The following is a 13,226-nucleotide window of genomic DNA, read 5'->3' on the forward strand; positions in this document are numbered from 1 at the left end:
GAGGCAGCCTTCGACAGGCAGCAAGGATACCTCTAGCTTCCGCTCGCTGTGGTCGCGGAACGAGTCAACGCCGACATCAGGCATTGGACGTTCACGGCGGGCGTGCTTCCCAGGCTGTTCGCTGGGCTGGCGCTGGAACCAGACCTGGACAAGCTCGCGCCGCCGTTGACGAATGCCGCGGCGACGGCAGCGAGCGATTCAGTGCGCGCGACACTGGCAGCTGCGCGGCAACGAACGTCGGCAGCGATGATCAAAGCTACGGCTACAGCGCCAGCTGCCAGCACCAGCGCCACACTACCGATGATCACCAGCCGGACGGCAAGATCCATATTGCCAAGCTGGGACAGCAAGCCGCCGCTGGCGGCGAAGGCTGACACCCCTGCGATGATCCGCGCCGAGTTCCGTGAAACAGCTAAGGAACCAGCTTGTATCACCTGGAGGCTTTGGGGTGTCGTCGCATCAGCGCCCGGTGACTCGCTTCCCAAGAGGCCGAGTCCGATCAGCAAATTCTTCGCAGGCTCGGCGAGGTCTTCTCCGCTCGTCGAGACAGGCTTTGCCGGCCACTGTACGTTCGTCATAGGACCTCCCTCGGGAGCGACAGCCATCAACGAGATCGCTGGTCACCTACACACGCGTAGTCCTGAATGGTCGGGCTTCATGAGGGAATCGTTACGCTCGGACATCACGAAACGCTGCCGGTTTGGCGTGCACTGCGTCACCAGGTCGTCAGATCAACCGGGAGGGACTGGCCAAAGCTGGACGAGGAAGCGTTCGACGCCGCTGTGCATGTCGTCGGGGTCAGTGTGTTCGTCTCGCTCGAGGTGTAGGAGTCGTTCGCGGCCGGTGGCGTGGACGCGGACGTGGTAGTCGCCGGGGTTGCCGAGGTCGAGTTCGGGGCTGAGGGGGCCTTCGAGCATGGCGGAGACGTAGGCCCGGCCGCGGGTGAGCCGCAGCCGGGTCTCGTCGTGTTCCTCCCACGGTTCGCTCGAAGTGGGCTGGTCCGGTTCGGCGGTCCAGGCTTCGAGGGTGACGGTGGCGTAGTGCATGCTGCTCGAGGCGCTGAGCAGGTAGAGCATGTCGGTGACGCCATGGCACAACCGGCTTCCGCCGAAGTCGGGGCGGATGACAGTGTCGAACCCGGTTCCCAGAATGATGATCATCGTGTGGTCAGGGATGACCTCAGCCTGAACGCTGCCGATCCGGTATGCCATGACTGTCATCGTGAATGTTGGCTTCCCTCGTTAGCGGTCGAGGATCTGAACGTAGAAGAAGTCGAGATCGTAGTAGAGGATCCGGTCTTCCCGGTAGTACGCCTGCAGCGCGAGGCCTGCGTCACGGTTGTTGTCGGCACTGACAGCCCTCACCGAGAAGTCGTAGTACGGATGCGCCGCGCCTTGCACGGTGGTCGCGAACGGGAACTCGTCGCACTGCTGGCCAGCCTGGGGCTTATCGGGCCAGGCGGGGTTGGTGCAGGCGCGGTCTTTTTCCTTGCCGTTCGCGGTGTGGTCCGGGCTGCCGTAGGGCACGCGTTCGAGGTGGTCGACCCAGTCCTTGTCGAGGACGCCGGTGTACTTGCCGGGGATCTTCTTCGGATGGTTCTCCGGCGGCCAGGTGCTGTCCGGGTGGTCGAAGGCGAACTGGATGTGCTCGGCCACGTCGTGCACGATCGAGTTGCTGCCGTCCGGGTTGTGGACGCGGTACTGCAGGTGGGGGACGACATCGTGGAAGACGCATCCCTTGGGGCGGCCGGGAATGTAGTCGGCCGAGTCGCACTTGGTCGCATAGGTGTAGTTACCGGGGCGGGCCTGGCCGCCAGCAAGGTGCGCGACGAAGTGGAAGAAGTGATAGAGCACCTTGTCCTGCCGGGTACTGGCGTTCTCGTCGGAGGTAACTTTCCACGAGGTCCACGTCCCCGAAGCCGCGTCGACGAGCCACTCGGCGATCGTCTTGGTCACCGTGCCACCCTGAACGCCGCAACCGGGGGTCGGGCCTGTGCACGCGGTCTCGAAACCGAAGCGGTAGGCGGGGGTGAACTTGCCGGTGACGGCCGCCTGCTCCGGTGTCATGAACAGCACGTTCTCACGCTGGCCGTCGTCGCGGCCATAGCCGATGACGGTCATCTTGATGACCATCGCGCTGAACCCAGTCCTCGGGTCGAAGGTCACGTCGTAGGCCGTCCATCGGGAACACCAGTGGAACCGGTCTTTGATCCACCCGTATCGGCCGGTCGACGCCGGATTGGCGCGACACTCGCTGACGAACGCCGCATCCGGCACTGTCGGTGGGGTGTTCGCCATCGGCTGGGCACCCGCTGTCGCCGAGCGAGCGGCCTCGGCCGCGTCGACCCCAGCGATCTGCCCGCCCTCCAGTACGCGGCGGCGCATCTGGTCGGGGGTCGGGTTGGTGGGTACTGTCGGCGCGGCGGGCTGTTCATCGATCCGTAGATTCTGGCCGTCCCAATGGAAAGCCGACGTCGGGACGAGGCCCTTCTGGTGCCAGCCGCGTAGTTCCTGCGCGGACGCGGTTCCCTGCGCCAGCGACATCACGAGTGCCGCTGTGGCCAGAAGCGCCACGGTGGCTCTTCGCCAAGTAAGCCGTCTGATCACGCTGTTCCTCCCTGTTGCTTAAGGAATCGAGCACGAACGAGCAGGCACGAAGACGGCAGCCAGCCCCACGACCCACGCACAGGTCGTCACACCGACGTCACGCGTCTTCGAATGGTGAAGTGAAAGAATTCCCCTGCACGCGCTCGATTCTCCCTATCGAGCTCACGCAATCCCGACACTCCCACAGCTCCCGTGATCAACACAACCTACTCGTCTCGATCATCAATAAATGACCACTGTGGACAGACGCCGATTGGTTGGGACCCTTTCGAATTGCGCCGTTCCTGCTTCGCTGATCTGAGATCTTCGTAGAGGCAACGGCGTGAAGTATCGGTTACGTACGAAGCAGTGGATCACTGTCGAGCCGCCGGGACGTGAATCGGATCCGGCGGAGATGTCACATAGCGATGGCAAGGTCAGCCGTCGGAACCGGCTTCTTCCCCGGCAACCAGCAGCGGCACCTCCGCTGACAGCTGCTCGACGATCTCCTGAAGGTAGCCGCACCACACGCACGACCAGTGGTCTTCGTCCCTAGCGATCGCGGCTAGACATCGTGGGCAGGTCGGGATTCGACCCGACCACCAGACCTTTCCTGTCCCAGCCGAGCACGACGTCATGCCGATCATCCTAACCTCACAGGCCAAGGTCATGACGCCCATAGCAACATCGGCCCTGCAAGGCAACAGGGCGGCAGCGTCTCGTCAGCCCAGCTGCCGAATGTGATCACTCCTCAGCGAGGTTGATCATGAAAACGATCGTGAGTCGCTGCCGAAACGGACGAACATCTGCGGTTGGCTCACACCGTCACAACCACAGCTCTGAACCACGCGACGCACAACACCCTTGAGAAGGTGACACCTCGTCACGGCGTTTGATGCTTGAGTCAGATTGTCACGCCTTGTACGGTGCCGGGTGTGGATTGTGACCAGAGGGAGGCTGAGTCACGCCTGGCGCTGGTCGCGCAGCAGGTATGGGCGGGCGAGCGTGGGCCTGCGGACTTCGCCGAGGCGTTCGCCACCGCGGTGGTGTACGCCGAGCGCTCGGAGCAGCCAGGGTTACTGGTCACCGAACTCGGCGAGCACGGTCAGTGGATGCGGGTGTTCTCTACACCACAGCGGCTGTACGCGCATGCCGGGGAGTGCCCGTACTTCTTCACCACCGGCGCCGACCTGCTGGAGCTGGTGCCGCCAGGCGTGGGCGTGATGGTGGATCCCGACGACGAGCACCGGTTCCCGGTGCTCTCGCGGCTCGCACCGCCTGAAGTGGTCGCGCAGGCCTGGTCACGACTGGCCCGAAGCAGGTAGGGCGCGACCGGAACGTTCGACGGAGGGGTTGATGAGGGGTGGATGGTCCGGGATTCCATGTCGAGATCGAGGTGCTGGAGAGCGCGTCGAAGAGCATGGGCCAGGTCGCGGCTGACCAGGACGGCTTCGCGCTGCGCGGGCTGTGCGGTGAGCCGCCGATGTACGGGCATAACGGCGTCCACGACGCCCTGGCCGAGTTCTGCGGCCGCTGGAGCGTCGGCCTCGATGCGCTGTCCGACCGCGCCCGCAGCATGGGTGATCTACTCGGCAAGGCCGCCAAGGCCTACCGGGAGGTCGAGCACAACGCCGCCGGCAGCCTGACCAAGGATCCCGGGCTGGACGCGGTCACGCCTGGCGTTCCGGCGCATTCGCGCTGATGGCCGCCGAACTCGGTCAAACGACCGACCCCAAAGCGTTGGTCCCGGGTGATCACGATGCAGTGTTCGAGAACGCCCGCGTGCTGCACGAACGGGCCCGCGCCGCGCTGGCTGCCGAGGAAGCGCTCAAGCGTATCGACACCGGCGGCTGGCGGGGTGCGGCGTCGGACAAGTTCCACGAACATCACCAGACTGACGTCCCCCGCTGGGGCCAGGCCGGCGACTCGCTCGACAACGCCGCCCAGGCGCTGACGGACTTCTCGAACTGCCTGTCCTGGGCCCAAGGCCAGGCCACCGAGGCGATCGCACTATGGCAGGAGGGCGACGCGGCTACGCAGAAGGCCAAGGCTGACCACGGCCGCGCGGTCGCTGATGCTGAGGCCCGGACCCGGGCGAACGCCGAGCACGGTGATCCGACGGTGGTGCAGCCGCCTGCGTTCACCGACCCGGGCGAGGCGAAACGGCAAGCCGCCCGGGACATGCTGTCTCGGGCGCGGCGGCAGCTCACGGCCGAGGGTGACCGGTGCGCCGAGGCGTTGCGGGCTGAGGCGGCGGGTGCGCCGCAGGATTCGATCAAGCAGTCCGACGCGGACTTCTTCGGCGGGATCTGGGAGAGCTTCAAAGGCGCGGGCGAAGCGGTCTGGGGTGCGATCTCCGACCCCGCCGGCACTGTCGCGCAGATGGCACACAACATCACCCACCCGATCGAGACCTTCAAGAACATCATCGCCTGGGACGACTGGGCTAACGGCCACCAAGCCCGCGGCCTGGGCAAGAACGTCGGCGACCTCGTCCTGGCCGCAGCGACCTTCGGCGCGGGCAAGTTCGTCAAGGACGGCATGAAACGCCACGGCGATAAGGAGCACGAGCCGCATCCGGGTGAACACCCGGACGGACCACCGGCACCCGCACCGCGGAAGGTCTACGAACCGACCCGCAACCGGGTCAAACTCCGCCAAGGCACCAAACGCGCGGTCATCCGCGACGCTGAGCGGGAGCCGGACGGCTCGGGTGACTTCGTGTGCCAGGCGACCCGGGAACGGATCCCCGCAAAGCACAACCCGGATGGCAGCCTGGTCAAGGTCAACCCCGACACCGGCAAGCCCGACCCGAACGGCATGACCGTGCCCGAACCCGGCAAGTCCCACTTCGGCCACGTGCCAGGTGACGAGTGGTGGCGCTACAAGCAGGAAGCTGAGGCAGGCGGCTACTCCCGCGAGAGAGTGATCGAGGACCAGAACAACCCGGACAAGTACCGGCTGGAGACCCCCAACGCCAACCAAAGTCACCAGCACGAGTTACCCCCGTGATCCCGAACCGCCGGGGTACGGTGAAAACGACCAGCAGCGACATGAGGAGGTGACATGGCCGAACTAGACCGTGAAGGCCGCGACGAACTGCACTACGCGGCAAAGAACGACGACGCCGACGGAGTACGCCAACGCCTGGCCGCGGGCGTCGACGTCAACCTCGCCGAGAGCCGCAGCCAGTACACACCGCTGCACTTCGCCGTGCAGGACGGCGCGCTGAACGCCGCACGGGCGCTGCTCGAGGCGGGCGCGAACGTGCAGGCCGTGTACGCCCCCGGAGCGACACCGCTGCACCTTGCGGTGATCCGATGGCGGAAGTCACCCGATGGCGCCATGATCAAACTGCTGCTCAAGCACGGTGCGGACAAGACCGCGACCGAGACCAACGGCCACACCCCAGCCGACATCACCAAGGGACAATACGGGTTCCCCGACGAACTGGCGGAGCTACTGCACCCATGACCGACCCCCGCATCGACGACCACTTCACCCGCCACCTCGGCGACGGCACCGTAGCCGAACAGCTCGGCGGGGTGGCGATCTGGCGGCACGAACGGCCGGAATTCGTCAGCTTCGCCACCCACGGCCTCGCCGACAAGCCGATCACCGCCATCTACCCACAAGAGCTGGTGTGCTCGGTCCAACCAGGGCAGGATGGCGCGGCCCTTTTCCTCTTGCGCACGACGCTCGAACTCATCTTGCGCGGCAACCGCGGCCTGGTCAACAACCAGGTCATCCCGAACGGGGAACCGCTGCTCGCGCGAACCAGCATCACCGGCATCCTCGTCAGCAGCCACCCCTACCTCGAGGACACCTTCGAGGCGGTCTTCGACACCGACCGCCGCGTCGTCGCCGAAATCATGACCCTGATCCCCCTCACCGACCACGAAGTCACCCAGGCCAACACCGCCGGCGTCGACTCACTCATCGACCACCTCGAAAGCGCCGACCCGCCGTTGCTGGACGTCACCCGGCCGTAGGGACACGGGCACGGCCACGCTTAACCAGCCAAGATCTCAACGGCCTGTGGGAGCTGCTCATCTCCTGGCCGACGCCTGAGTACCCGATCACTTCGCCCGCTTCCTCGGCCCGGCGCCCGTGCCGAACAACTGGCCCGTAGCGTTGAGCTGTGGCGGCCTGAATGGCCGGAATTCGTCACCTTCACCACCCGAAGCTAGTCCGACTTGGACGTCGCCACGCTCAAACCACAGGGGCTGGTGTACTCGGTCCTACCCCGCCAAGACGGTGCTGCGGCGCGCCTGGTGAAGACGATGTTCGAGATGATCCTCGAAATCGACCGCGGCCCGACGGGGGTGAAGCAGCAGGCCTTGATGCGCTGGTCAAAGTGCTCGAGGAGAGTGATCCGCTGCCGTTGGATGTGACGCGGCCGTCGACGTAAGCGGCAACCTCGCCAGCACGCTGGACTCTAGCGCGCCTTACTGATCACGAGGAGGCTTGACTACACCGACAACTCACGGTTGGAGTCGAGTTAGATGCGAGCAGACGACCAAGCAAGAGTTCAAGATACCTGGTATGTTCCGCTCTTCTACTGCGTCTTGGCTGCAGCGCAGGCTGTCAATTCACCGAGCGACCTCGCCAGCGTGCCGCTACGACTAGGTGAGAACATATATGCTCTCGCCGCTTGGATCGATAAAACCCTCGATGAATACTCGGACATCGAAGCAAGCACTCGCCTAATGAGAAGATTAACCATGAAATTCAAAGAGGGGACGCCGATTCCAGATTCCTTCTACCCGCCCCACGCGGCACCGCCAGAGCTTCGCGACGCGCTCAACCTAATAACGCAAGACCCACACGGTCGACCGCTCAGGGGGAAAATGGCTCAGATTATCGAAGAAATAGTGGCGATTGCTAGTCAGAAGCGGACCGCAGCCGAAGTGGTCGAGTACGCTGACATCTTGCAACGGGAAGCCGTAGCGGCGGCAGATTGGTTTAGCCTACCTTTTGCATTTCGCACACAATCACTACAAGTTAAGTTCAGCCGCTTCGCCACGACGCTTTTCACTGCAGGTCTCTACTACGATGCAGCCATTGACATGGAGGATGATTTTAGAGCAGGCTTACTAACACTCGTCCCAACCCGACGAGCGAAGGTTACCCTGCTATACCTAGCTCTCAAAAACCTTGTCGCATCAACTTTAAGGTATCCGAGGCCGACAATAAAGTACTATCAAGCGCTTAAGGCCCTGTAGAGGATCCGTCAATCTCCCAAGCGCGGAGCCGCCTGGAATGCAATAACGGGATTCAGCGGCAGAGGAGTTCGCCGTATTGAAAAATCGAAGCCAGCAAGGGATAGTTCGGAGCACACGTCGACGCCTAGACGACACAGCCCGCGGCGTGCGCGAAAAAGGTTGCGCACATTCTGATATCCAACGAAGACTAGCCAAGGGTCTTTGCAATGTTCTAAGCCGACGTAGATGCCACCCGGCTTCATAACCCGAGCTATTTCAAGCAGTGTAGCAGATATCGACTGAACGCTACATAGAATACGCGAGCCAACGACCATGTCTGCGATATCAGATCGCACTGGCAACGCTTCAGCGGATCCAATAACCCCAGGGAAACGAACTACCCTCTTCAGGTCAACAGAGATATAGTTGCATCCCGAAATTTCAAGTGGTACGCGCCCGCTCCCGATCTCTAGCACTACTGAATCAGCCGACATCGCGGGGATAGCAGAGAGCAGCAGATCATGCCAAACCCTAGTCCACACGAGGCCGCTCCAATACATCTTCCAACTCTTTCGCCGCGCCCATAACATCGACTGTTTTCGTGTACGTTGCAGTTCGCAAGAAGAGTAGAGGGGTAACAAGCACGACCGAACCCGCCAAGTGGACCCAAATCGACCCTGGCGCCACAGAGGAGCCAACGTACAACACTATTGCACCAAGTCCGTACTCAAGTCCGACTCGCAAGAAGTAATATACATAGAGTTGGCGCGCAAACTGCCAACTCAACGCCTGTCGCAGTCCACGTAGGCGATCATTCCGAGAAACAGGCAATATCGCCAAGAGTGAGGTGGTAGCCAGCCAGGACACATAGAGCGGGTATCCGAGAGCAAGAATAAGTAGCACGAGCAGCGTCAAGTCAACGTGCCAGAGGCTCCAAATTGCCCAACCAAATGCCCAGACAAGGAGACCCCCCAAAGCCGCGACAACGAACAGCCCGGCGCTACAAAGCGCATACCATACGACAAAACGCGTTTTCAATCCTCGAAATAAGCTCTTCGTTTGAATTGACTGCCCCTGGTAGATGCGATACATCTGTTGGGTGACTATCAACGTCAACACGACGCGACTTGCCCAACCAACCAGAATCAACGTCAGCGCCACCCAATTCAACAGGTAGGCGGAAGCCACCGAAGGGGCCTCAGCAAATATCCACCCGCTAGAGAATAGCCTTACCGCAAAACCTGGCTGCGCGATGAGTACGTTGTAAAGTCCAATCACGACGAGGACCGACACAAACGCTGGTGACCGCAACTCTCGTCTAAACAGAGCCGCGGTTCGCCTCATTAGAATCTTAACGTTAAAATCCATTTGGAGCTATTATACCACTAAGATTCTTTCCTTACATAGGTACGCCCTCGACGGTAGTCATAGACACCGACTACAGATTCCTTTGACTGACGGTCAACCCGCGATACCCAGTCAAGGGTAAGCTTTGAGACTTCGACCGGGCCTCGGAACTGCCTGAGTATGTCGCCAAGGTAAGGCCACAACCCATACTTTGGAACTACGGTGAGACCTAAGTGGTCTTCAACCTTCTTCAACTCATCTGTCGAGTATAGGTCGATTGCACCGATCTGCATATTGGCATGATGAAGAAAATGTGCAGTTGATCCGTAGGTTATCCACGAAAACGGGCGAGGAAGATAGTAGGTATGAGCGCAGACGCGATCCGTCACGGGATCCACCCCTGTTAAACCATAGTGAGCGATGTTCTGCTGGATGCTCCACATAAAGCAAAGGCAGACCCAATAGGCCAAGAACGTCCATACACCGCCAAAGTACGTAAAATACACCACATACGATACCACTAAACACCAGGCTAGCATGAACCGCAATGAGACTCGCATCTTGTAGCCAATATGTGTCAGATATGGCTGGGCGCTCAGGGGCAACACAGGACGTATGAGGCATGCTACCTGCCAGGCTACCGCCGGCAAGAACGTCAGGCTCGCATAGTAGCGAGCTCTTTGCGCGAAAGTAGCTTTTCCAATCGATACGTCAGGCGCCCAACCATCACCGTATCTTCCCATTCGATGGTGAAACAGATGCGCCAAGCGCAGGATCTCGATGTTCTGAAGCTGGAACGACATGCCGACAGTCGCGATTACCCTGGGAGCGTAAAGCCCCGGAGACGAGTCTCCATTCGTTTCTATATGAAGAGCCTCATGGGTTGCATAAATAACCACTTCAAACGCACACAGGGCAAGCATGAGGCATATCCACCACGGCAATAAGGGAGCAGCCATCAGGGCGCACGCCGCGCCCCAAAACATGGCTGTCCCCAGCGTCTTACCGGGAGGACTTCCGACGTTGACCTTTTTCATCTCTCACCATCTCCTCCAGTGTCATATCTTCATTGAAGTTAGCCTCCCCGCGCCTTATTACAGGAAACCGAAAACCTGTAACTCGGATCGCGTGAACATGACGCCTTTCGCCGGTAACGATGAATCCCATCCGAGCTGCCTGCCTCTTCACCGCAGGGGTTCCCGTCCAAAGAGTCATTCGCGGCCAATTATCACGACTGAAAGAATCCTCGAAGACCGCGGTAATCTCCCGCACGACGGTGATAGTTCGAAAATGTGGTTGCAGACTTGCATTGAAGACTGCCCCTTTCCGACCTACCAGCAGTCCACCAACCACCTTTGCAGACGATCGCACGACTAAGCAGTACGGACCCCTCCTGCGGATAACTGAAATCGCACCTTCCAACGAGGCAAGCACAAGTATGACTACCCAAGGTGCTGTCGAAAACTTCCCCCGCACCGGGGCACTGGACAAAAACTCACGTATTAGAACGACTACATCGCAGATTTTGGCTACTCTAACGACTACGCGCGGCTGCCGTTCCTCTCCGCTCATATCATTGAGCCGAGTTTCGCAATGTTACTCTCTACAATAGATTTCAGGTTTAGCACTATAACAACGAGATCTTCTGCTGCGGAGCCAATGTCGCATAGACCGGCGACAACATCACTTAGTCTCGCATGACAACGTCGAAGTTCTCGAAGCAGGAGGCCACCGAGGTAAACCGCGCGCAGCAAGCTCGGGTAATGACTCTCCTCGTAGTCAACGCACGATTCGAAGCCGGCAGAAGTTACAAATTCATGCACAACAGGCGTGAACCTTCCCGCAAGCAGATCGTCCTCCCAATCGTAGAGGTCGTCACACCACTGAGCGACTAAGAGGTACTGCGTGATTAGCTTTTTTAACGTTTGCACTCGCTCCTGAGAACTCCCGTACGCGATCGCCTGGTAGTAGCTTAGTACAGGGGCAGATCGCCCTAGAATATTCCCCGAAGGCAGCGGTCTGCGCTTTTGTAGGTAACTTTCTTCTTCTGCACATAAGGCCGCTGCTTGCGTTCCACTCCAGGAGAATGCCACTCTCCCACGGGGCCATCCTATTGCATCTACGACACTAGCCACTTCGATCTCTTTGAGTGCAGAAATCAACTTGACGTCGGCGGTAGAGGTTTGACCATCATTTAGGTCGTCAATCAAGAACGCTTGCCCCAAAGCCAACTCGTACCCCAGGGCAAGTTTGGATTGCATATCCTGGTCTAAGTCGGCCTCTAAGGCCTTCGACAAGGCTTGAACGTGCCCTTGTCCAATTGGCCGAGTACGATTTCGACAACAGACCTGCCAAGCCCTCGCGGCTAGGTTTGAACCGAAGTTCGCCGCGAGGGCATCAGCCAAGCCTGTAGAAACCGGACTAGCCGGGGCCACAAGCCTCACCGGTCATCATCGGGGTCAGGAACTTTCTGACGAGTTCGACTTGCTCGACCTCTTCCAGCGTCAACGGTGGCGACTTCGCTTCTATCGCTACAGGTTCGACCTGTTGTTCCATCAACAATCCCGTCTTCTTCGCAGCAGGGCCAGGCTTAGTCTAAGTTCCCACTACACGCATCTCGCCGCATGCAGCACCAGGTTTACCTGAAGGATGCAACTCTCGAGTACCTATTGGTATGAACGTAGTGAGCGCTGCCACCGTTCGGCCGAACTCACGATTCGCTCTGCGCCACCGACAGATGTCCCGCCTGTTGAGGGCAGGAACTCCTTCGACGCCATCGCCCGTGCCTCGGCCGGAGATTTCGCAAGAAGGGACTGAAATTTAACTGAGTTCGGCTTCCAGCACCCACACGAACGCGACGCCTGCCCGCGGGAAGATCTGGCCGTCGAAGCTGACGTCGATCATCTTGGCTGGCGTAGACGCTGGTGAACGTTGGATGCGCGCAGCCTCGGGACTAGCGAAGTAGTCCAGCACGTTGACGTACTTGATCCCTGCGTGGCCGTAGCCGAACTGGACATGGAAGTCCTTCGCGGGACGTGGCAGGTCGAGGTACAGCAGGTGGCTGTGGCGTTGAATGAGCACCCGGTAGGTATGTGCGATCACCAGCTCGTCGCTGCCAGCCGCCTCTTTACCAAGTACCACGGTGTAGTGCTGCGCCCCGCGGCGCTCTGTACGACGGATGGCTCGCTCGACTCCGTTGACGGTAAACTGGACCAGCTCGAAGGCATCGCGGCTCTGGGCGCCAATGCGACCGTGTGGTTCGAAGTACCACACGGAGTTCGTCGTTGGGTCGCGCAGCAGGTCGCGATACTCGGTTTGGTCGGAGACGCAGGCGAACCGCATGACAGTACTGGCCGGCTTGACCCTGTATTCCCAGCGGATCGTCGCTACGAACATGGAGCCACTCCCTGCAGCCGGGCCACCGTCCCATGGACTCAAGGAGACGTTCGCTTCGACGTCGCGCCAGCGCTCCGGCGACCGGATGACCTGCTCACGAAGATCGGCATACGCCTCGAGCGCCAACGCCTGGTCGCCGAGCCGAAGCCCGATGGCGTTGGCAGCAATCCGGTCGAGGGTCTCGTTCGAGGCGATGTTCTTCAACGTGTCCGGGTTGAAGGCGAAGCTGTGGAGCACCGCGTCACGAATCGCCGGCGCTTCCTGCCGTATGGCGCGGCGGAAGTGCGCCGTCGCTCGTTCATCAGCTTCCCGCCTGGCGTAGTACTCGAAGATGACCGCGACGACACCAGCGCTAAGGAGTGTGGTGCCGAGTTCGCTTGTCGGCCAGGCGACGAGCCACCTCAACGTCGGCACGGTGGCCGCAGTGTGCGACAGGAAGAGGAAGCCAACGCCGAAGAGGGCAGTAACCAGCCCGGCGAGGCGGAGTTTGGTCTTGTAGAGCTGGTCGAGCAGGTGATCCATCTACTCTTAATTGTATCAAGCTTTGTTTTGATGTTGAATAGCGAACCGAACCCCCTGGACGAGTACAGCGTCCAGGGGGTTCGTTGTCCACGGCAGCATGAACGCGGCTCAGCCGCCAGTTCCGCCGCCACCACCGCTCGTAACGATGCGCATGTGGTCACCTCCTCGGAGA

At 60.5% G+C, this 13,226-nt stretch carries 13 protein-coding genes; 6 read left to right on the plus strand and 7 right to left on the minus strand.

Going from position 1 to position 13,226, the window contains the following annotated elements:
* Window positions 1-32 precede the first annotated feature (32 nt).
* From ABD987_RS16985 to ABD987_RS16995, 3 genes are all read right to left on the minus strand, one after another.
* Window positions 33-578 carry a hypothetical protein gene (locus tag ABD987_RS16985; protein ID WP_345393665.1) on the minus strand — a complete coding sequence of 182 codons (546 nt, stop codon included), beginning with the start codon at window positions 576-578 and terminating at the stop codon, window positions 33-35.
* 153 nt (window positions 579-731) lie between these two features.
* On the minus strand, window positions 732-1,211 hold the full coding sequence (locus tag ABD987_RS16990; RefSeq protein ID WP_345393668.1) for a hypothetical protein: 480 nt from the start codon (window positions 1,209-1,211) through the stop codon (window positions 732-734).
* A gap of 30 nt (window positions 1,212-1,241) precedes the next feature.
* Window positions 1,242-2,573, minus strand: coding sequence for a NucA/NucB deoxyribonuclease domain-containing protein (locus ABD987_RS16995; protein WP_345393671.1), 1,332 nt, complete (start codon window positions 2,571-2,573; stop codon window positions 1,242-1,244).
* A 947-nt stretch (window positions 2,574-3,520) separates the two neighbouring features.
* Here ABD987_RS16995 and ABD987_RS17000 point away from each other — a divergent pair.
* The 6 genes from ABD987_RS17000 to ABD987_RS17025 all read left to right on the plus strand — a co-directional run bounded on the left by ABD987_RS17000 (window position 3,521) and on the right by ABD987_RS17025 (window position 7,810).
* Window positions 3,521-3,910, plus strand: a complete 390-nt coding sequence (locus ABD987_RS17000) for a hypothetical protein (protein WP_345393674.1) — start codon at window positions 3,521-3,523, stop codon at window positions 3,908-3,910.
* Between the two features lie 38 nt (window positions 3,911-3,948).
* Window positions 3,949-4,287, plus strand: a complete 339-nt coding sequence (locus ABD987_RS17005; RefSeq protein WP_345393677.1) for a hypothetical protein — start codon at window positions 3,949-3,951, stop codon at window positions 4,285-4,287.
* Window positions 4,287-5,597 (plus strand): putative T7SS-secreted protein, encoded by a 1,311-nt coding sequence (locus ABD987_RS17010; protein ID WP_345393680.1) that lies wholly within the window; start codon window positions 4,287-4,289, stop codon window positions 5,595-5,597. The genes ABD987_RS17005 and ABD987_RS17010 overlap by 1 nt, the downstream gene beginning before the upstream one ends.
* Window positions 5,598-5,651: 54 nt before the next feature.
* Window positions 5,652-6,059, plus strand: coding sequence for an ankyrin repeat domain-containing protein (locus ABD987_RS17015; protein WP_345393683.1), 408 nt, complete (start codon window positions 5,652-5,654; stop codon window positions 6,057-6,059).
* On the plus strand, window positions 6,056-6,577 hold the full coding sequence (locus tag ABD987_RS17020; RefSeq protein ID WP_345393686.1) for a suppressor of fused domain protein: 522 nt from the start codon (window positions 6,056-6,058) through the stop codon (window positions 6,575-6,577). The genes ABD987_RS17015 and ABD987_RS17020 overlap by 4 nt, the downstream gene beginning before the upstream one ends.
* 513 nt (window positions 6,578-7,090) lie before the next feature.
* On the plus strand, window positions 7,091-7,810 hold the full coding sequence (locus tag ABD987_RS17025; protein ID WP_345393689.1) for a hypothetical protein: 720 nt from the start codon (window positions 7,091-7,093) through the stop codon (window positions 7,808-7,810).
* Between the two features lie 8 nt (window positions 7,811-7,818).
* Here ABD987_RS17025 and ABD987_RS44580 read toward each other — a convergent pair whose 3' ends face one another.
* The 4 genes from ABD987_RS44580 to ABD987_RS17040 all read right to left on the minus strand — a co-directional run bounded on the left by ABD987_RS44580 (window position 7,819) and on the right by ABD987_RS17040 (window position 13,054).
* Window positions 7,819-8,379 carry a class I SAM-dependent methyltransferase gene (locus tag ABD987_RS44580; protein WP_378273089.1) on the minus strand — a complete coding sequence of 187 codons (561 nt, stop codon included), beginning with the start codon at window positions 8,377-8,379 and terminating at the stop codon, window positions 7,819-7,821.
* Between the two features lie 795 nt (window positions 8,380-9,174).
* Complete coding sequence (locus tag ABD987_RS17030) at window positions 9,175-10,173, minus strand: fatty acid desaturase (protein ID WP_345393692.1); 999 nt, start codon at window positions 10,171-10,173, stop codon at window positions 9,175-9,177.
* 1,384 nt (window positions 10,174-11,557) lie between these two features.
* Complete coding sequence (locus ABD987_RS17035) at window positions 11,558-11,692, minus strand: hypothetical protein (RefSeq protein ID WP_345393695.1); 135 nt, start codon at window positions 11,690-11,692, stop codon at window positions 11,558-11,560.
* A 264-nt stretch (window positions 11,693-11,956) separates the two neighbouring features.
* Entirely contained in the window at window positions 11,957-13,054 is a 1,098-nt protein-coding gene (locus tag ABD987_RS17040; protein WP_345393698.1) for a hypothetical protein, read from the minus strand.
* Window positions 13,055-13,226 lie beyond the last annotated feature (172 nt).

This window comes from Amycolatopsis samaneae (assembly GCF_039541975.1).
Taxonomy (GTDB): domain Bacteria; phylum Actinomycetota; class Actinomycetes; order Mycobacteriales; family Pseudonocardiaceae; genus Amycolatopsis; species Amycolatopsis samaneae.

Bases quoted from the DNA above. Each gene is read 5' to 3' on its own strand.
- ABD987_RS16985 (WP_345393665.1), bottom strand. From the start codon at position 578: ATGACGAACGTACAGTGGCCGGCAAAGCCTGTCTCGACGAGCGGAGAA.
- ABD987_RS16990 (WP_345393668.1), bottom strand. From the start codon at position 1,211: ATGGCATACCGGATCGGCAGCGTTCAGGCTGAGGTCATCCCTGACCAC.
- ABD987_RS17010 (WP_345393680.1), top strand. From the start codon at position 4,287: ATGGCCGCCGAACTCGGTCAAACGACCGACCCCAAAGCGTTGGTCCCG.
- ABD987_RS17015 (WP_345393683.1), top strand. From the start codon at position 5,652: ATGGCCGAACTAGACCGTGAAGGCCGCGACGAACTGCACTACGCGGCA.
- ABD987_RS17020 (WP_345393686.1), top strand. From the start codon at position 6,056: ATGACCGACCCCCGCATCGACGACCACTTCACCCGCCACCTCGGCGAC.
- ABD987_RS17025 (WP_345393689.1), top strand. From the start codon at position 7,091: ATGCGAGCAGACGACCAAGCAAGAGTTCAAGATACCTGGTATGTTCCG.
- ABD987_RS44580 (WP_378273089.1), bottom strand. From the start codon at position 8,379: ATGTTATGGGCGCGGCGAAAGAGTTGGAAGATGTATTGGAGCGGCCTC.
- ABD987_RS17030 (WP_345393692.1), bottom strand. From the start codon at position 10,173: ATGAAAAAGGTCAACGTCGGAAGTCCTCCCGGTAAGACGCTGGGGACA.
- ABD987_RS17035 (WP_345393695.1), bottom strand. From the start codon at position 11,692: ATGGAACAACAGGTCGAACCTGTAGCGATAGAAGCGAAGTCGCCACCG.
- ABD987_RS17040 (WP_345393698.1), bottom strand. From the start codon at position 13,054: ATGGATCACCTGCTCGACCAGCTCTACAAGACCAAACTCCGCCTCGCC.